Genomic DNA, 17,313 nt, shown 5'->3' on the forward strand with positions numbered 1-17,313 from the left:
TGTTGGAACGCCCGGTTTCAAGCGCCGCGAATGGTGCCGCGCCAAACAAAATCGGCATGGTACAGCCGCGTTTCCCCCGGCATTTCCTGCCCTAACGCCGGCGGCATGTGTTCTTCCTTCGTCTCCTCCGCCACCAGCCACGACACCGAATCCTGCGCATACTGCATCACCGGTTGGGTAAAGGTGGTGAGGTTGTAGGAGGACCATGCCGCCTGCGGGATATCGTCGTAACCCGCGACGCAAAGGTCTTGCGGAATACGCAGCGCAAAGCGATGGCGCGCCTCATCCATAAAGCCACAGGCCAGCAGATCGGTCACGCAGAACACCGCATCGGGGCGCGTGCTGCGGGTCAATAACCGGTGCGCCAGGATCTGGCCGCTCTCATAGGAAGTGGTGCCGAAGCGTTCGACGCTCACCTGCAGCCCCGCCGCTTCCGCCGCCTGGATAAAACCGCGTTCGCGCGCCATCAGGCTCGGCGTGCCCGCCAGTGAATTGGCGAAGGCGATCCGTTTGCAGCCGGCGCGCACAAATGCCATCACCACCCTGCCGGCCGCTTCTTCGTTATCCAGATTGATGCTCAGAGATCCCGGTAAAACATCATCACGGTTAATCAGCACCAGCCGCTGGCCGTGCTTGTGGCACAGGCGCGCAATAGCGCTGTCCGGCATGCCGGAAAGCACAAAAGAGGCATCCGCCCGGAAGTTAATCGCCTGCTGCAACGCCTGTGAGACGCTGTCGTCAGACCGGTCGGTGTTAATCAGCATGGCGATTTTGCCCGCCTCCTGCAGATGCTGGGTCAACAATCGCACCAGGCTGGCCCGATAAGGCGTCGCCAACTCCGAAACGATCAGGCAGACGATGCCGCTGCGATTGCGCACCAATCCCCGCGCCAGATGATTGACGTGGTAACCCAACTCGGCGGCGGCTCGCATCACCTTTTCGCGGGTTGCTGCCGAAACGCTGGCGCCTGGCGTATAGGTTCGCGAGACGGCCGATCGGGAAACCCCGGCCAGCTCCGCCACGTCTTTCGCACTGATCATGTCCTTTTCCATAGCCCTGTTCACATCTCTCCGTTTCTCTTGCCGAGAAAAGTTTGCCGCAATTTGCAAAGCTGTGCAAATTTTTCACTGCGAAATTGTTTCATTTTTGTGACGAATGGTTTGAATTGTATTATAGCAAGATTGACAGCGCATTTTTTATCCTCTAGTTATTTGCACACACGTGCAAAGAAAATGGCGACAACGTATCGCCACCCTACACAACCAAGGAGAACACCATGCATCGCGTTACTCTGATGGCGGCCCTCGCCGCCGGCTCTGCGCTCTCAGCCCTGCCCGTTCACGCCGCCGGCAAACTGAATATGATCTGTTCCGCCGACGTCGTGGTCTGCGAGCAAATGACCAATCTGTTTGAGCAACAACACCCGAACATCAAAGTCAGTATGGTGCGCCTCTCCGCCGGGGAAGCCTACGCGCGTATTCGTACCGAAGCCCGCAACCCGCGCACCGACATTTGGTGGGCCGGTACGGGCGATCCGCATATGCAGGCCGCCGAAGAGGGCCTGACCCAACCCTATAAATCCCCGCTGCTGGACCAACAGCAAGACTGGGCGCGCAAGCAGGCCGCAAGCGCCGGTTACCGCACCGTGGGCGTCTATGCGGGCGCCCTCGGCTGGGGTTACAACACCAAACTGCTGGCGGAGAAAAAGCTCAAGGTGCCCGCCTGCTGGAGCGATCTGCTGGATCCGGCGTATAAAGGCGAGATCCAGATGGCCAACCCGAATTCTTCCGGCACCGCCTACAACACCCTCGCCACGCTGGTGCAAATCATGGGGGAAGATCCGGCCTTCGAGTACCTGAAAAAGCTCAACGCCAATATTTCGCAGTACACCAAATCCGGCTCCGCGCCGGTGAAAGCGGCGGCGCGCGGCGAAACGACCGTCGGCATCGTGTTTATGCATGACGCGGTGGCGATGCAGGTGGATGGTTTCCCGGTAAAAGCGGTGGCGCCCTGCGAGGGCACCGGGTTTGAAATCGGCTCCATGTCGATCGTCAAAGGCGCGCGCAACCTGGCCGACGCCAAGATATGGTACGACTGGGCGCTCGGCGCAGAGGCCCAGTCGCACATGAAAGACGCCAAATCCTTCCAGCTGCCGTCAAATCGCAACGCGGCGATTTCCGAATACGCACCGCGCTTCGAGAACATCAAACTGATCGATTACGACTTTAAGACCTACGGCGCCACGGACAAGCGTAAGGCGCTGCTCAGCCGTTGGGACAAAGAGATCGGCGCCAGCGCCCAATAATTCCCGTCGATTTCCCTTCTGAATGCCATGCGCCCTGCGATAACGCAGTGAAAGAACGATGAATTGATCGAGGTCACGATGAATACTCAAAACCGCCGCCTTGACGGGGCGCTGCTGCTCGGCGCGCTGGCATTGCTGGCGCTGCCCTGGTACAGCCAGGAATCCGGGTTCTTCGACTTTAGCTGGCTGAGTACGCTCTGGCGGGATCGGGAGAGCGCGCCATTGCTGTGGCAAATGCTGCATTTTCAGCGCCCCTGGCTGGCTGGCGCCGTACTGTTGCTGGCGATTTGCGCGCTGGCTCGCCTGCGGCCCGTCGGCCGGCTGCGCACGCAGCTGCTGATGGGCGCCAGCGTCGCCGGCGTGCTGTTCCTGCTGTTTGAAGGCCATGCCATCGGCTACGGCGGCTGGAATTGGCAATGGAGCGAGCGGCTGTTCGGCGCGCTCAGCGACGGCCAACCGGCCTTTGGCGCCGGCGCCGTTCTGTTGCTCACCGCTTTTTTGCTGCTGTTCTCTTTTGGGTTGGCCGAGCGCGGCGTTCTGAAAGGCGACGCCTTTGTGGTGGCCGCGATTGTGCTGCTGGTGGCGTTGGTCAGCACCTTCGTGCTTTACCCGGTGTTGAGCATGTTTGTCGCCTCGGTGCAGGACGTGGAGGGATCGTTCAAGCCCGACGGCATGATAGCCAACATGCGGGATCCGGCGATTTGGAGCCTGGGCTGCCTGCGCGGCGGCAGCTGCGGCACCGCCTGGCGCACCCTGACGCTGGCCTTGATGAGCGCCGGCGGCTCAACGCTGCTCGGCCTGGCCTTTGCGCTCGCCGCCACCCGCACGCCGCTGCCGTTCAAGAAGGGATTGCGCCTGCTGACCGTGCTGCCGATCATCACGCCGCCGTTCGTGATTGGCCTGGCGCTGATGCTGCTGTTTGGCCGCGCCGGCGTGGTCACCGAACTGCTCGCCAACCTGTTCGGCATCGAGCCGGGCCGCTGGCTGTACGGCCTGACCGGCATTTGGATTGCCCAGGTGCTGTCCTTCACCCCGATAGCCTTTCTGGTGCTGATTGGGGTGGTCGAAGGGGTCAGCCCGTCGCTGGAAGAGGCTTCGCAAACGTTGCGCGCCAACCGCTGGCGCACCTTCCGCCATGTTTCACTGCCCCTGATGGCGCCCGGCCTGGCGAACGCCTTCCTGATCGGCTTTATCGAAAGCATGGCGGACTTCGGCAATCCGATGGTGCTGGGCGGCAGCCACGGCGTGCTGTCGACCGAAATATTCTTCTCGGTGGTCGGCGCGCAAAACGATCCTAGCCGCGCCGCGGTGCTGGCGGTCATCCTGCTGTGTTTTACCCTCGGCGCCTTTATTTTGCAGCGCCTGTGGCTGGCCGGGAAAAACTTCGCCACCGTGACCGGTAAAGGCGACTCCGGCACGCACTGCGGGCTGCCGCGCGGGCTGCGTTATGGCGTGTACGCGCTGGTGATCCCCTGGGGCCTGTTCACGCTGGTGGTCTACGGCATGATTTTGATCGGCGGTTTCGTGCAGTCATGGGGGCTCGACAACAGCCTGACGCTGGGGCATTACGCCCGCGCTTTCGGCTTCCACTGGCGCGACGGCCAGATCGTCTGGACCGGCGTGGCCTGGAACTCGTTCTGGACCACCCTGGAAATCGCCCTGATCGCCGCTCCGCTCACCGCCATCGTAGGCCTGCTCACCGCCTGGCTGATCGTGCGGCAAAAGTTTGCCGGCCGCCAGACATTCGAATTCATGCTGATGCTCAGCTTCGCCATTCCCGGCACGGTGATCGGCGTCAGTTACATTATGGCTTACAACCTGCCGCCGCTGGAGATCACCGGCACGGCGCTGATCCTGGTCGCCTGCTTCGTGTTCCGCAATATGCCGGTGGGGGTGCGCGGCGGCATCGCCGCCATGAGCCAGCTGGATCGCAGCCTGGATGAGGCGTCATTGACGCTGCGGGCCAACAGTTTCCGCACCCTGCGCAAAGTGATCTTGCCGCTGCTGAAACCCGCCATCAGCGCCGCCCTGGTGTACGCCTTCGTGCGTGCGATTACCTCCATCAGCGCGGTGATCTTCCTGGTCAGCGCCCAGTACAACATGGCCACCTCGTATATCGTCGGGTTGGTCGAAAACGGCGAGTACGGCGTGGCCATCGCCTACTCTTCGGTGCTTATCGTGGTGATGCTGGCGGTGATCCTCACCTTTCAGCTGTTGGTCGGCGAACGCCGCCTGCGCCGCGCCGTCCGTGTCGCCACGCCGCCGGTCTCGCCCCCGTCGGCCCTACATCAGGAGAATGCCGCATGACTGCCATTCGTTCCGGCTCGGTGGTGTTTGAAAACGTCACCAAACAATTCGCCGACTTCATCGCCCTGCCCGGTCTGTCACTCAGCGTCGAACCGGGTACGCTGGTAACCTTGCTCGGCCCTTCCGGCTGCGGCAAAACCACCACGCTGCGCCTGCTGGCCGGCCTGGAGCACCCAACGTCGGGGCGCATCCTGATTGGCGGCAAGGAGGTTACGCATTTGCCCGCCAACGAACGCGACGTCGCGATGGTGTTCCAGTCCTACGCGCTGTTCCCGCACATGAACGCGCTGGACAACGTGATGTACGGCCTGCTGGCCAGCGGCCTGTCGCGCAAGGAGGCCCAGGCCCGGGCGCATGACGGCCTCAAGCTGGTCGGGCTGGAAAACATGGGCCGGCGCCTGCCCGCGGAGCTGTCCGGCGGCCAACAGCAGCGCATCGCCGTGGCGCGCGCGCTGGTGCTGGAGCCGCAGGTGCTGCTGCTCGATGAGCCTCTGTCCAACCTTGACGAGCGGCTGCGCCGCCGCGTGCGTACCGAAATCCGCGAATTGCAGCAGCGCCTCGGCTTTACCGCCGTGTACGTGACTCACGATCAAGAAGAGGCTCTGGCGGTCTCCGATAAAATTATCGTCATGAAAGAAGGGCATATTGCTCAGCAGGGCGCACCCCAGGAGCTTTACCACTCCCCGGCTTCGGTGTTTATCGCCGATTTTATGGGCGAGGCCAATATTCTGCCCTGCGACATCGAACGGGTGGAGAATGGCGAGGCGCTGATCACCCTCGGCAGCCGCCAATACCGGGTGCCGGGTGCGCAGGCTCGCCCCGGCGCGGCGCAGCTCTCGGTGCGCCCGCAGTTTATCACCCTGCAGGCCGGGCACAGCGGCGCCCTGAACGGCGAAGTGACCCACAGCACCTGGCTGGGCGACCATATCGAATATGAAGTGAAGACCGAGCTCGGCGCGCTGTTTATCGTCGACGTGCAGATGGAACGCCAACTGCCGCCGGCCACCCGCGTGGCCGTGGATTTCAAATCTCAGGGGCTGGCGCTGATCGCCCGGCCATCCGCAACGCGTTAAGGACCTTATATGAACCCACAGATTTCCCAGCGGCTGACGCTGGCCGAGCAGGCGGCGCGCGAAGCGGGCGCCAAAGCGCTGGACTACTTCAACCGCCGCGAAAGCCTGGTGATTGAAACCAAGCGCGATGCGCAGGATGTGGTCTCGATCGCCGACCGCGAAGTCGAATTGCTGATCCGCGCACAGATCGCCGGGCGCTTTCCGGACGACGGGTTTCTCGGGGAAGAGTTTGGCCTGCAGGCCGGCGATTCCGATTACACCTGGGTAGTCGATCCGATCGACGGCACCAGCCCCTTCGTAAACGGCATGCCGAACTGGTGCGTGTCCATCGCCGTCATTCATCAGGGCCAGCCGGTCATCGGCGCGATCGTCGCCCCCTGCCAGCAGGAATGCTTTATCGCGGCGCGCGGCGCAGGCGCCACGCTCAATGGCAAACCGCTGCGGGTGGATCCGACGCGCACCATGCAAAATCACGTCACCGGCTTCGGCGCCAACAGCCATGTCCCCCCCGAGCGCGTCGGTGAGATTGCCGCCGGGATCACCGCGGCGGGCGGCAACTTCTTCCGCAACGGTTCCGGCGCCATGATGCTGGCCTGGGTGGCCGCAGGCCGGCTGGTCGGCTACTACGAACCCTATATGCACGCCTGGGATTGTCTGGCGGGATATTGCCTGGTCAACGAGGCCGGCGGCTGGACGCACCCGTTCAACACCGCCGGTGATCATCTGCTGCGCGGCGCGCCGGTGCTGGCGGTGGCCCCGGGGGCCAGAGAGGCGTTAACGCAAATCGCGCAGTTGTGATCTGCGCCTGAATGCGTCACCCGGTTTGCGCCGGGTGACGTTAGCTGGGCGGTTACAGCCCGCGTTTTTCCATCAGCACCGCCAGATCGACCAGACGGTTCGAGAACCCCCACTCGTTGTCATACCACGCCAGGATCTTGACCAGCTTGCCGCCGATGACCAGGGTAGACAGCCCGTCGATAATCGATGAGCGCGGGTCGCCTTTATAGTCGCTCGACACCAGGGGCTCATCGCTGTAGCCGAGGATCCCCCTCAGCGGGCCAGACTCCGCGGCCCGGCGGAACGCGGCGTTGATCTCGTCCGCGCTCGCTTCGCGTTTCAGCGTGACCGTCAAATCAACGATCGACACCACCGGCACCGGCACCCGCAGCGAATAACCGGTCAGGCGGCCGTCCAGTTCCGGGATCACCTTGCCGAGCGCCCTGGCCGCGCCGCTGGAATAAGGCACTATCGACAGCGCCGCCGCCCGGGCGCCGCGCAGATCCTTTTCCGGCTGATCGTGCAGCGCCTGGCTGTTGGTGTAGGCATGGGTGGTGTTCATCAGGCCGTATTCGATGCCGAAGGTCTGATGCAGCACCTGCGCGGCGGGCGCCAGCCCGTTGGTGGTGCAGCTGCCGTTGCTGACCACCCGATGCCGGGCCGGATCGTATTGGCCGTCATTGACGCCCATCACGAGGGTGATGTCGTCGTTTTTGGCCGGAGCCGAGATAATCACCCGCCTGGCGCCGCCTTTGGTGATATGCACTTCGGCCTGGGCCTTATCGGTAAAGAAGCCGGTGGCCTCGATCACGACCTCGACGCCAACGCTGCTCCAGGGAATGGCGCCGGGATCCCGCTCGGAGAACACGCGAATCGGCCGGCCATCGAGCAGCAGCTGATTCTCACCGGCCGCTACGTCGGCGGCCAGCGTGCCCGACAGCGAATCGTACTTCAGCAAGTGCGCCAGCGTTTTGCTGTCCGTCAAATCGTTGATCGCCACCACCTCGAAATCGTCGCGCCCCAGCGCCGCGCGCAACACGTTGCGCCCGATCCTGCCGAATCCATTGATGCCTACTTTGACCATGATCTGCTCCTCCGTTATTGGCTCTGAGGTAAACTTAGCCCGGAGCGCGGGTGGCGTAAATGACGTTTTTAGATCTATTTACGCCAAATTGCGGCTATGAAAACGCTGGCGATATTCGCTGGGGGTGAGCTGCAGGTTTCTTTCAAATACCCGCCGCAGGTTGAGGCCGTTGCCGAAGCCGGTGGTCGCCGCGATGCGTTCGATGCTTTCCGCACTCTGTTCCAGGCGCTGTCTGGCGCTGTGCAAGCGCCCCTCCTCAACAAACCTGGCGGGCGAAATGCCGGTTTCCCGGGTGAACACTCGGGTAAAGTTGCGCGGGCTCATCGCCACCCGCTCGGCCAGTTTTTCAACGGAAAGATCGTCGGTGAGATTTTCCAGGATCCAGCATTGCAGATCGCGGATCGGGCCGGGCGTTTTCGCCTGGTTCAACGGGTAGCGGCTGAACTGCGACTGGCCGCCGGGCCGCCGCAGGAACATCACCAGATCCTGCGCCACTTCGCGGGCCTGAATAAAGCCGTAGTCGTCTTCTATCAGCGCCAGCGTGAGGTCGAAACCGGAGCTGACGCCGCCGGAGCTCCAGACCTGCCCATCCTGGACATAAATCGGGCCGTTTTCGACGCTCACCTGCGGGAAGCGGGACTGCAGGGTCTCCAGCAATCGCCAGTGGGTGGTCGCCCGGCGGCCGTCGAGCAAACCGGCCTCGGCGAGCAGCAGGGCGCCGCCGCAAACGGAGGCGATACGCCGAGCGTTGGGCGCGGCGCGCCGCAGCCACTCCGCGACCAACGCCCCTTCTTCCTCGTTCGCCCCCCGGCCGGTCACCACTATGGTGTCGCGTTCCCGTTCGGGGTCAAGATCGCACAGGCGATGGTCGGCCAAGAGGTTCAGGCCGGACGAGCCGTGCACCACCCGATGGGACTGCGTGGTGGCCACCGCGACCTGATACAGCGGCGCATCGGCGGGCCGCAAGCGGTTGGCCTGCATCAGAATGTCGGCGATGCCCGCCGATTCGAACAGCATGCCCCCTTCGGGGACGATAATCAGAAATGTATGCATGTCCTTAAAATACAAAATGAGCAAAATAAGTCAATGCCGCTCAGGGCATCGCCAGCGTTACGCCGGTCACCCGTTCAAGCTTCGCCAGCAAGGCGTCCTGAAAAGCCGGATCGCGCGTGGCGGCGTGCGGCGCCAGGCGGCGCTGGTGATGCCAATAGCCGCCGGAAACCCGGGCCTGCGCATCTTCGCTGCCGACCAGCCACTCCTGCGTCAGGTGGCCCAGGCGTAAATCGCCGGGGGCGTTTTCGCCGCCCATCCGGGTCGGCACCCAGCCGGGATCGACGGCGCTACCGATCACCTCCGGCCAACGGCGCGCCACCGCCGCGGCAAGCGCCGTCACCAACAGTTTGCTGTCCGAATAGGGCATCGGCTGGTTTCCGCGCCAGTCCACCGCGTCGAGCGCGGCGCGGCCGTCGAAATGCATGCTGCTGCTCAAATACACCAAACGCGCCGGCCGGGCGATCAGCGCCGTCAACAGATAAGGCGCGATGACGTTCACCGCCAGCACCTGCGGCCCGCTGAAGACGCCGGCATTGTGAATCACCGCGTCCGGGCGGCCGATCCGGTTCACCTGCCCGGCCAAGGCTTGGGTTTGCTGCAGGTCAGACAAATCGCCGGTCACCGCCAGCGCACCGCGATCCAGCAGAGCGCGCATGCCGTGGAGCCGGCCAGGCTCACGCGCATGAACGATCACCTGATGCCCCTCGGCCAGCAAGGTTTCCGCCGCCGCGCGGCCCAGCCCGTCCGCCGAACCGGTAATGAAAATACGTGACATGGCTACCTCCCGTTATTGTTGCGCCATCAGCGCCAGCCCAACGCCGGCGCGACCTGGGTCAGGATCGCTTCGATAACGTGCGCGTTGTAGTCGACCCCCAGCTGGTTCGGTACGGTCAGCAGCAGCGTGTCGGCCTCGGCAATCGCCTCGTCCTGCGCCAGCTGTTCGATCAACTGCTCCGGCTCGGCGGCATAGCTGCGGCCAAAAATCGCCCGGGTTTGCTGGTCGATATAGCCCACCTGATCGCCTTCCTTGCCGCTGCCGCCGAAATAATTGCGGTCCCGCTGGTCCATCAGCGCAAAGATGCTGCGGCTGACCGACACCCGCGGCTCGCGCACATGGCCGGCCTCTTGCCAGGCGGCGCGGTAGGCGCGGATCTGGCTGGCCTGCTGCACATGGAAGGGTTCGCCGGTCTCGTCGTTCTTCAGCGTGGAGCTTTGCAGGTTCATGCCCAGTTTGGCCGCCCACACCGCGGTGGCGTTGGAACTGGCCCCCCACCAAATGCGATCGCGCAACCCGGCGGAAAACGGCTCGGGGCGCAGCAGGCCCGGCGGATTGGGGAACATCGGCTGCGGATTGGGCTCGGCAAAGCCTTCGCCGCGCAGGGCTTCGAGCAGCACCTCGGTATGGCGGCGAGCCATGTCGGCCTCGGTTTCGCCCTCGGCCGGCGTGTAGCCGAAATAGCGCCAGCCGTCGATCACCTGCTCCGGCGAGCCGCGGCTGATGCCGAGCTGCAAACGCCCGCCGGATATCAGATCGGCGGCGCCGGCGTCCTCGACCATATACAGCGGGTTTTCATAGCGCATGTCGATCACGCCGGTGCCGATCTCAATGCGGCGAGTTTTGGCGCCGATGGCGGCCAGCAGCGGGAACGGCGAGCCAAGCTGGCGTGCAAAGTGGTGCACGCGGAAGTAGGCGCCGTCCGCCCCCAAATCTTCCGCGGCCACCGCCAGATCGATGGACTGCAGCAGCGCATCCGCCGCCGAACGGGTGCCCGACTGAGCGGAAGGCGCCCAATGGCCGAAAGAGAGAAAGCCGATCTTCTTCATGGGGTGTGTCCTCAGATTCAACGTAGCGGGATTACAGTGACAAAAATACCGCCGCCTGTGCCAGAAAAATCGCCCCCAATCGCACTAAACGAACCGATTTCCGCCGCCGCCGCGCCCTGCGGCCGGGCATTGTAATCAAAAAATAAATGTCGTATAACAGGCACCTCCGAGGGGTGTCCTGTTATGGGCTGAGATGGCGCAAGCCGAACCCTTTGAACCTGATCTGGGTCATGCCAGCGAAGGGACGGGTCGGCAATAACGCCTTCGCTCATTGCCTGTTCATACCTCAGCGCGCCCGGATCTCCACTCACTTATGGAGGTCCCATGTATACCACCATGTTCGAAACCGGCCTTTACGGACGGCTGCGCCAACAGGCCGGCGGTCACTGGCAGGACTACGTCGCTCATCCCTTTATTCGACAGCTGGCCGCCGGCACCTTGCCCGAGCCCGCTTTCCGCCGCTATCTGACCCAGGACTACCTGTTCCTGATCCACTTCGCCCGCGCCTACGCGTTGCTGGTCAGCAAGCTGCGCACCCTGCCGGAAATGCGCGCCGCCGCCGCCTCGCTCAACGCCATCGTCGCCGAACTGCCGCTGCACCTGGCCTACTGCGCCGGCTGGGGGCTGGACGAGGGTGAAATCGCCGCCCAGCCCGAAGCGCCAGAAACCATGAACTACACCCGCTACGTGCTGGACATCGGCCACGCCGGCGATGCGCTGGAGCTGCTGGCCGCCCTGCTGCCCTGCGTCGCCGGCTATGCCGAAATCGGCCTGCGGCTGCTGAACGATCCCGCCACCCGGATGGAGGGCAATCCCTACGCCTCCTGGATCAAAAATTATGGCGATCCGGGTTACTTGGCCGGGGTGCGGGCCGCCATCGAGCTGCTGGAAAACGTCGGCCGCCAGCGCGGCGCCGAGAGCCGCTTCGCCGAGCTGGCGCAGATTTTCACCACCGCCACCCGGCTGGAGTCGGCGTTCTGGCAGATGGGGCTGAACGCCTCATGACGCCCCGCCAGCCACCCGGCATCGAGGTCCGGGATTTAACCCTGCGCTTTGGCGATCGGGTGATTTTCGAACGGCTCAGCTTCACGATCGACGGCGGCAGCTTCGTCGCCCTGCTCGGTGCCAGCGGCGCCGGCAAAACCAGCCTGCTGAAGATCATCGCCGGGCTGGCTCAGGCCACCTCGGGTAGCGTCTGCGGCAGCGACGGCCTGCCGATCGCCGGGCGCATCGCCTATATGGGGCAAAAAGACCTGCTCTATCCCTGGCTGACCATCGATGAAAACATCACGCTCGGCTCACGGCTGCGCGGGGAGAAAGCCGATCGCCCATGGGCGGCCCACCTGCTCGAGCGGGTCGGGCTGAGCGGCTATGGCGGCGCCCTGCCCGCCGCGCTGTCCGGCGGCATGCGTCAGCGCGCCGCCATCGCGCGTACCCTGTACGAGCGCCGGCCGATCGTGCTGATGGACGAGCCGTTCTCGGCGCTGGACGCCATTACCCGCGCCACTATTCAGACGCTGGCGGCCGAGCTGCTGGCGCAGAACACCGTGCTGCTGATCACCCACGATCCGATGGAGGCCTGCCGCCTGAGCCACCGCCTGCTGGTGCTGGCGAACTCGCCGAGCGGCATCGACGATAACCACCCGATCGGCGGGCAACCGCCGCGTGCGCCGGACGATCCGCACCTGCTGAAAAGCCAGGCGGAACTGTTGCGGCAGTTGGTGAGGGCGGCGCAATGAAACCGCAGACAGAAAGCGGCCTGAGCCGCCTGCGCCGCGGCCTGACGGTGTTCGCCGGGCTGCTGCTGCTGTGGTGGCTGCTCACCCTGGGCAGCATTCCCGCCTTCCTGCTGCCCTCGCCCGCGGCGGTGGCGCAGGCGCTGTGGCATGGCCGCGATTACCTCGCCTGGCATACGCTGGTCACCGCCTCGGAAATCCTCAGCGGCTTGGCGCTGGGGGTACTGCTCGGCGCGGCGCTGGCGCTGGGCATGATCTTTTCCCCGCGCCTGCAGCGCTGGCTGATGCCGCTGGTGCTCACCAGCCAGGCGATACCGGTGTTCGCGCTGGCCCCGCTGCTGGTGCTGTGGTTCGGCTTCGGCATGAGCGCCAAGGTGGCGATGGCGGTGCTGGTGATCTTCTTCCCGGTCGTTTCCGCCTTCTTCGACGGGCTGCGCCGGGTCAATGACGACTATCTCGACCTGGCGCGCACCCTCGGCGCCTCGCGCTGGGCGCTGCTGCGCCACGTGCGGCTGATGGCGGCGCTGCCGGCCTTCGGCTCCGGGCTGCGCATGGCCGCCGCCGTCGCCCCGATCGGCGCGATCATCGGCGAGTGGGTCGGCTCGGCCGAAGGGCTGGGTTACCTGATGCTCAACGCCAACGCGCGCATGCAGACCGACCTGTGCTTCGCCGCGCTGTTTATTCTGGTGCTGATGACCGTGCTGCTGTGGGTCGCGGTGGATGCGCTGCTGCGGCGTCTGATCGTCTGGGCGCCGGAGAACCATTGATGATTTCAACCACTAAGGGAACAACCATGTTTAAAAAAACCGTCTGCGGCCTGCTGCTCGGCGCCGCCATGGCGAGCCAGGCCGGCGCCGCCGAAAAGCTGACGCTGGTGCTCGACTGGTACATCAACCCCGATCACGCGCCGATCATGGTGGCCGAACAGATCGGCGCCTTCAGGGACGCCGGACTGGACGTCAAGATCGTGCCGCCGTCCGATCCGGCGCTGCCGCCGCGGCTGGTGGCGGCCAAACAGGCGGACCTCGCGATCACCTATCAGCCGCAGCTGCACTTCTTCGCCGATCAGGGCCTGCCGCTGGTGCGCGTCGGCACGCTGATCGACACGCCGCTGAACACCGTCATCACGCTGGATAAAGGCATCGCCACGCCGGCGGACCTCAAAGGCAAAAAGGTCGGGTATTCGGTCAGCGGCATCGAACAGGCGACGCTGGCCACCATGGCCAAAAATCAGCGCGTCAACCCTGACGACATCAAGCTAATCAACGTCAACTTCCAGCTGACCGGCGCCCTGCTGGCGGGCCAGGTGGACGCGGTGATCGGCGGCTATCGCAATATCGAAGCGCTGGAGCTGAAGCTGCAGGGCAAGGAGCCGCGGGTGTTCAACGTGGAAGACTACGGCGTGCCGGCCTACGATGAGTTGATCATCGTCGCCAGCCGCGACGCGCTGGCGGAGCCGAAGATCAAAAAATTCCTCGCCGCGCTGAAAAAAGGCGGCGACTACCTGCGCGCGCACCCGCAGCAAACCTGGCTGGCGTTCGCCAAAGCCTATCCCGAACTGGATACCGCGTTGAACAAGCAGGCCTGGCAGGCCAGCCTGCCGCTGTTCGCCACCGATCCGGCCAGGCTGGACAGCGCGCGCTACCAGGCTTACGAGCAGTTCCTGTTCGACAATAAGCTGATCAAGAAAATCACCCCGGTGGAGGAGTACGCGGTCGAACTGCGCTGAGTTGCCCCGGCCGCGGCGGGAGCCCGTTTAGCCGGGCGCCTTGCCGCCCGCCACGGTCACATCGCCCTGGCCGCTGCGCCGCAGCGCCTCGGCCACCCGGCCGTCGGCCTTGCAGCGTTCGATAAAATCGTTCACGTAGGCCGCACCCTGCGTTTTGCGCCGCGGCACCGCCATCGCCTGCCTGATCGCGGTGAAATGCCCTGCCAGCACCCGCAGCCCCGGGTTCGCGGCCGCAGCGGCCATCAGCGGTTGGCGCACCCCCGCCGCCGCCTCCAGCCCCTGCTCCAGAAACAGGCCGATCGCTTCGGCGGAGGTGCCTGCCCGCACCAGCTGCGCCTGCTGCAGCGTGCGCGACAGGAACAGGTCATAGGCCGCGCCTTTGCCCACCGCAATGCGCACGCCCGGCCGATCCAGCTCGGCCACCTGCCGATAGGGCGCCGCCTCGGCCACCAGATAGGTGCCCTCGATGATCGCATAAGGTTCGCTGAAGGCGAGTTGTTCCGCACGCACCGGTTCGATGGCCATAAAGGCCAGGGTCCAGGCGCCGCTGTCGAGATCGGCGAACACCTTGCCCGCCGCATCATAGGGCACCAGCTCCAGCGCCACGCCCAGCTCGCCGGCCAGCGCCGCGGCCAGAGAGACCGAGACGCCCTGCGGCTCGCCGCCCGGCCCCCGCTGCGCCAGCACCGGGTTGCCGAAGTTGATCGCCGCGCGCAGGGCGCCCTGCGGCGCCAGTTCCTCGAGTACGGCTGCGGGAATAGCCTGCATGTTTTTCTCCTGAATGACTGATAGGCGCGCCGGCATTCGACGCTACCCATTAATGGTAGAGCCAAAAGCCCGGCGAGCAATATTTCGGCGTTATCGGCCTGCGCGGCGTGATGATTGTCACAGTATTGTCACAAAAACCGCCAATCGCCGCCGCCGAACGCCGCGCGGCGCAAACGCGCATTGCCCTGCCGCTTTCAATAGGCTATACCCTTCATTTTTCACGCCCCGGCAGCGTTGGCGGCGTGCGCCAGAACAGTAAAGATTTTCTTTCTAATCAGACAGGATTCGGTGGATGGTTTCAGCACTCGCGTCGTTCGTTCTTTTTTTGGCCTCGATTTCAATCTATCGCACCCGGGCCGCCGCCAACCGCTGGTGGTTCGCTATCCTGCTGACGCTGCTCGGCAGCTATCTGATCCTGAACGTTATCCTGATCGCCAGCAACTACTTCACCGGCGACGGCATTACCGATGCGGTGATCTACACCGTCACCAGCAGCCTGAAAGGCGCCGGCGTCGGCAAATACGTGCTGCCGTTTCTCGGCCTGCTGGCGGCGCTGGCGCTGATTTTCGCCCTGTTGGCCCGCAGCCTGCTGCGCCGCAAGGCCAAAAGCAGCAGCGTGATTTACAGCCTGATCGCCGTGCTGCTGGCGCTGTTTTCGGTCGGCACCACGCCGGCCTTTCAGGACATTTCGCTGCTGGTCAAAAGCCAAATCGGCGGCGATACCGCCGATTTCGCCACCTACTATAAAGCGCCGAAAAAGACCCTGCAGGGCAAGCAGCCTAACCTGGTGTATATCTATGCGGAAAGCCTGGAACGCACCTATTTCGATCGGCACAGCTTCCCCGGCCTGACCGATGAACTGGACCGGTTGCGGGAGGACAGCATTGATTTCAGCAACACCCAACAGCTGCCGGGCACCGGCTACACCATCGCCGGCATGGTGGCCTCGCAGTGCGGCATCCCGCTGTTCGCCCCGTTCGACGGCAACGCGTCCAGCGCCGTTTCGACCTTTTATCCGGAAAACGTCTGCCTGGGAGACGTGCTGAAATCCGCCGGCTACGGCAACTATTTCTATCAGGGCGCCGAATTGGCGTTCGCCGGCAAGGACACCTTCCTCAAATCGCACGGCTTCGACCACGTTTACGGCTATAAGGAACTGCGCGCTCAGGTCAGCGATCCGGGCTATAAAAACGACTGGGGCTGGTATGACGATACCCTGCTGGATCTGGTGTACGACAAGTTTGTCGAGCTCTCCAGCCGGCAGCAAAAATTTTCGCTGTTCGCCCTGACCGTCGACACCCATCACCCGGACGGTTTTATCTCCGCCAGCTGCAGCAAAAAAACCTACGCCTGGCAGAATAAAGACAACCGTTCACTGAGCGCGGTGGCCTGCAGCCAGCAACATATCGCCGCGCTGATCGAAAAAATCAAACGTTCGCCGTATTTCAGCAACACGGTGATCGTGGTGTCTTCCGATCATCTGGCGATGAACAATACCGCCTATGACATTCTGGCCAAGCAAAAGCGGCGCAACCTGTTCTTTATCATCGACGGCACCCGCCCGCAGGCGGAACAGCGCAACGAGAAGCGCAGCACGCTGGACAACGGCGCCACCGTGCTGGACCGCATGGGCGGCGACAACTACATCGGCCTTGGCCGCAGCAGCCTGTCGGCCTCGACGCTGTCCACGGTGTTCCTCAACATCGACGAGAAAATCAACGGCTGGAAACCGGCGGTGATCAAGCAATGGGGCTTCCCGAACGGCATCACCGACTACAGCGTCGATACCCGGGGCCGCCGCTTCACCTTCTCCGGCGTAACCTTCAAGGTGCCGTTTATCCTCAAGGTGGCGGACAATAAGATTGAACCGATGTTTAACGTCTACCTGTCCACGCCGCTGAGAAAGCAGCTGGCCGGGCTGGGCGCGGGCGAGAAATTCGTTTGGGTCGACAAATGCTATGAAATCGGCCGCGTCTGGGCGCCGAAGCTGGCGCTGAGCACCGACATCTGCGTCGCCTCCGGCACCCTGGCTTCGCCGCCGCAGATCGTGCGGGCCACCGGCGAGCGCTTCCGCGGCAAGGTGAGCTTCCAGAGCCCGGCGGCGGACAGCGTCGCCGGCTACCAGGACGCCATCGCCCGGCTGCAGGTCGACGACGCGGCGGTGAAGTATCAGGCGGAAGCCATCGAATTCATGCTGCCGGGCATGCCCGAGCAGGTGAAAGCCATTACCGGGGTGTCCGGCGTCGAAGACTGGGGCCGCTGGTCCGACGCAAACCTGGCGCCGGCGGTGGACATCGACTACGTAGAGCCGCTGCCGAAAACCTTCGATCTGGTGCTGCGCGCCCGCGCCTACGGCAAAAACGTCGGCGAGCCTATCTCGGTGCGCGTCGGCGACGAAGAGCGTTTCGTCTCGCTCGGCGAGCAGGACAGCACCGTCACGCTGCGCTTCGACAACCCGCGGGGCGCGCGCAAAATCAGCATCACCCCGCCGGCCCCCACCGAGCCGCAGGAAGGCGCCAGCGGCGGCTTCACGCCGAAAAAACTGGGCATCGGCCTGGTGTCGCTCAAGGTGGAACGGGCGGCTCCCGCCTCCTGACCGCCCAACGCAGCGGCGGCCCGGTGCGCCGCTGCGCTTTCTTTTCCCGCCCGCCATTTCG

At 64.0% G+C, this 17,313-nt stretch carries 15 protein-coding genes and 1 riboswitch; of the genes, 9 read left to right on the plus strand and 6 right to left on the minus strand.

The features are described from left to right. Nucleotides 1-17 precede the first annotated feature (17 nt). Nucleotides 18-1,040 (minus strand): LacI family DNA-binding transcriptional regulator, encoded by a 1,023-nt coding sequence (locus CKW09_RS15885; RefSeq protein WP_231922070.1) that lies wholly within the window; start codon nucleotides 1,038-1,040, stop codon nucleotides 18-20. Between the two features lie 236 nt (nucleotides 1,041-1,276). Here CKW09_RS15885 and CKW09_RS15890 point away from each other — a divergent pair, with 236 nt between their 5' ends. From CKW09_RS15890 to CKW09_RS15905, 4 genes are all read left to right on the plus strand, one after another. After that, entirely contained in the window at nucleotides 1,277-2,305 is a 1,029-nt protein-coding gene (locus CKW09_RS15890) for an ABC transporter substrate-binding protein (protein ID WP_061797431.1), read from the plus strand. A 78-nt stretch (nucleotides 2,306-2,383) separates the two neighbouring features. Beyond that, a complete protein-coding gene (locus CKW09_RS15895) occupies nucleotides 2,384-4,612 on the plus strand; it encodes an ABC transporter permease (RefSeq protein ID WP_061797557.1) in 2,229 nt (742 codons plus the stop codon). Beyond that, entirely contained in the window at nucleotides 4,609-5,685 is a 1,077-nt protein-coding gene (locus tag CKW09_RS15900; RefSeq protein ID WP_061797432.1) for an ABC transporter ATP-binding protein, read from the plus strand. Before CKW09_RS15895 ends, CKW09_RS15900 begins: the two co-directional genes overlap by 4 nt. 9 nt (nucleotides 5,686-5,694) lie before the next feature. Further along, on the plus strand, nucleotides 5,695-6,483 hold the full coding sequence (locus CKW09_RS15905; RefSeq protein WP_061797434.1) for an inositol monophosphatase family protein: 789 nt from the start codon (nucleotides 5,695-5,697) through the stop codon (nucleotides 6,481-6,483). Between the two features lie 52 nt (nucleotides 6,484-6,535). Here CKW09_RS15905 and gap read toward each other — a convergent pair whose 3' ends face one another. The 4 genes from gap to CKW09_RS15925 all read right to left on the minus strand — a co-directional run bounded on the left by gap (nucleotide 6,536) and on the right by CKW09_RS15925 (nucleotide 10,423). After that, nucleotides 6,536-7,546, minus strand: coding sequence for a type I glyceraldehyde-3-phosphate dehydrogenase (gap, locus tag CKW09_RS15910; RefSeq protein ID WP_061797436.1), 1,011 nt, complete (start codon nucleotides 7,544-7,546; stop codon nucleotides 6,536-6,538). 78 nt (nucleotides 7,547-7,624) lie between these two features. After that, nucleotides 7,625-8,599: a GlxA family transcriptional regulator gene (locus CKW09_RS15915; protein WP_095100193.1), complete on the minus strand. Its 975-nt coding sequence runs from the start codon at nucleotides 8,597-8,599 to the stop codon at nucleotides 7,625-7,627. Between the two features lie 40 nt (nucleotides 8,600-8,639). Continuing rightward, nucleotides 8,640-9,374 (minus strand): SDR family NAD(P)-dependent oxidoreductase, encoded by a 735-nt coding sequence (locus CKW09_RS15920; protein ID WP_095098246.1) that lies wholly within the window; start codon nucleotides 9,372-9,374, stop codon nucleotides 8,640-8,642. 26 nt (nucleotides 9,375-9,400) lie between these two features. Next, nucleotides 9,401-10,423, minus strand: a complete 1,023-nt coding sequence (locus CKW09_RS15925) for an LLM class flavin-dependent oxidoreductase (protein ID WP_095098248.1) — start codon at nucleotides 10,421-10,423, stop codon at nucleotides 9,401-9,403. 159 nt (nucleotides 10,424-10,582) lie between these two features. Then, a riboswitch (TPP riboswitch) is annotated at nucleotides 10,583-10,685 on the plus strand. 62 nt (nucleotides 10,686-10,747) lie between these two features. Here CKW09_RS15925 and tenA point away from each other — a divergent pair. The 4 genes from tenA to CKW09_RS15945 are packed head-to-tail and all read left to right on the plus strand — an operon-like array spanning nucleotide 10,748 to nucleotide 13,888. Continuing rightward, nucleotides 10,748-11,428 (plus strand): thiaminase II, encoded by a 681-nt coding sequence (gene tenA / locus CKW09_RS15930; RefSeq protein ID WP_095098250.1) that lies wholly within the window; start codon nucleotides 10,748-10,750, stop codon nucleotides 11,426-11,428. Beyond that, on the plus strand, nucleotides 11,425-12,162 hold the full coding sequence (locus tag CKW09_RS15935; protein WP_061797438.1) for an ABC transporter ATP-binding protein: 738 nt from the start codon (nucleotides 11,425-11,427) through the stop codon (nucleotides 12,160-12,162). Before tenA ends, CKW09_RS15935 begins: the two co-directional genes overlap by 4 nt. Beyond that, nucleotides 12,159-12,926, plus strand: a complete 768-nt coding sequence (locus tag CKW09_RS15940; protein ID WP_095098253.1) for an ABC transporter permease — start codon at nucleotides 12,159-12,161, stop codon at nucleotides 12,924-12,926. The genes CKW09_RS15935 and CKW09_RS15940 overlap by 4 nt, the downstream gene beginning before the upstream one ends. 26 nt (nucleotides 12,927-12,952) lie before the next feature. Then, nucleotides 12,953-13,888: an ABC transporter substrate-binding protein gene (locus tag CKW09_RS15945; RefSeq protein ID WP_095098256.1), complete on the plus strand. Its 936-nt coding sequence runs from the start codon at nucleotides 12,953-12,955 to the stop codon at nucleotides 13,886-13,888. Between the two features lie 27 nt (nucleotides 13,889-13,915). On the opposite strand, the gene CKW09_RS15950 is transcribed toward CKW09_RS15945, so the two are convergent. Beyond that, nucleotides 13,916-14,656: a transporter substrate-binding domain-containing protein gene (locus CKW09_RS15950; RefSeq protein ID WP_061797443.1), complete on the minus strand. Its 741-nt coding sequence runs from the start codon at nucleotides 14,654-14,656 to the stop codon at nucleotides 13,916-13,918. Nucleotides 14,657-14,948: 292 nt separating this feature from the next. On the opposite strand from CKW09_RS15950, the gene opgB reads away from it, so the two are divergent. Next, complete coding sequence (gene opgB, locus CKW09_RS15955) at nucleotides 14,949-17,252, plus strand: phosphatidylglycerol--membrane-oligosaccharide glycerophosphotransferase (RefSeq protein WP_095098259.1); 2,304 nt, start codon at nucleotides 14,949-14,951, stop codon at nucleotides 17,250-17,252. Nucleotides 17,253-17,313 lie beyond the last annotated feature (61 nt).

This window comes from Serratia ficaria, from assembly GCF_900187015.1.
Taxonomy (GTDB): domain Bacteria; phylum Pseudomonadota; class Gammaproteobacteria; order Enterobacterales; family Enterobacteriaceae; genus Serratia; species Serratia ficaria.

Coding starts and splice junctions, on each gene's coding strand:
- gap (WP_061797436.1), bottom strand. CDS start 7,546: ATGGTCAAAGTAGGCATCAATGGATTCGGCAGGATCGGGCGCAACGTG.
- CKW09_RS15890 (WP_061797431.1), top strand. CDS start 1,277: ATGCATCGCGTTACTCTGATGGCGGCCCTCGCCGCCGGCTCTGCGCTC.
- tenA (WP_095098250.1), top strand. CDS start 10,748: ATGTATACCACCATGTTCGAAACCGGCCTTTACGGACGGCTGCGCCAA.
- CKW09_RS15885 (WP_231922070.1), bottom strand. CDS start 1,040: ATGATCAGTGCGAAAGACGTGGCGGAGCTGGCCGGGGTTTCCCGATCG.
- CKW09_RS15915 (WP_095100193.1), bottom strand. CDS start 8,599: ATGCATACATTTCTGATTATCGTCCCCGAAGGGGGCATGCTGTTCGAA.
- CKW09_RS15940 (WP_095098253.1), top strand. CDS start 12,159: ATGAAACCGCAGACAGAAAGCGGCCTGAGCCGCCTGCGCCGCGGCCTG.
- CKW09_RS15935 (WP_061797438.1), top strand. CDS start 11,425: ATGACGCCCCGCCAGCCACCCGGCATCGAGGTCCGGGATTTAACCCTG.
- CKW09_RS15950 (WP_061797443.1), bottom strand. CDS start 14,656: ATGCAGGCTATTCCCGCAGCCGTACTCGAGGAACTGGCGCCGCAGGGC.
- CKW09_RS15920 (WP_095098246.1), bottom strand. CDS start 9,374: ATGTCACGTATTTTCATTACCGGTTCGGCGGACGGGCTGGGCCGCGCG.
- CKW09_RS15925 (WP_095098248.1), bottom strand. CDS start 10,423: ATGAAGAAGATCGGCTTTCTCTCTTTCGGCCATTGGGCGCCTTCCGCT.
- CKW09_RS15945 (WP_095098256.1), top strand. CDS start 12,953: ATGTTTAAAAAAACCGTCTGCGGCCTGCTGCTCGGCGCCGCCATGGCG.
- CKW09_RS15895 (WP_061797557.1), top strand. CDS start 2,384: ATGAATACTCAAAACCGCCGCCTTGACGGGGCGCTGCTGCTCGGCGCG.
- CKW09_RS15905 (WP_061797434.1), top strand. CDS start 5,695: ATGAACCCACAGATTTCCCAGCGGCTGACGCTGGCCGAGCAGGCGGCG.
- CKW09_RS15900 (WP_061797432.1), top strand. CDS start 4,609: ATGACTGCCATTCGTTCCGGCTCGGTGGTGTTTGAAAACGTCACCAAA.
- opgB (WP_095098259.1), top strand. CDS start 14,949: ATGGTTTCAGCACTCGCGTCGTTCGTTCTTTTTTTGGCCTCGATTTCA.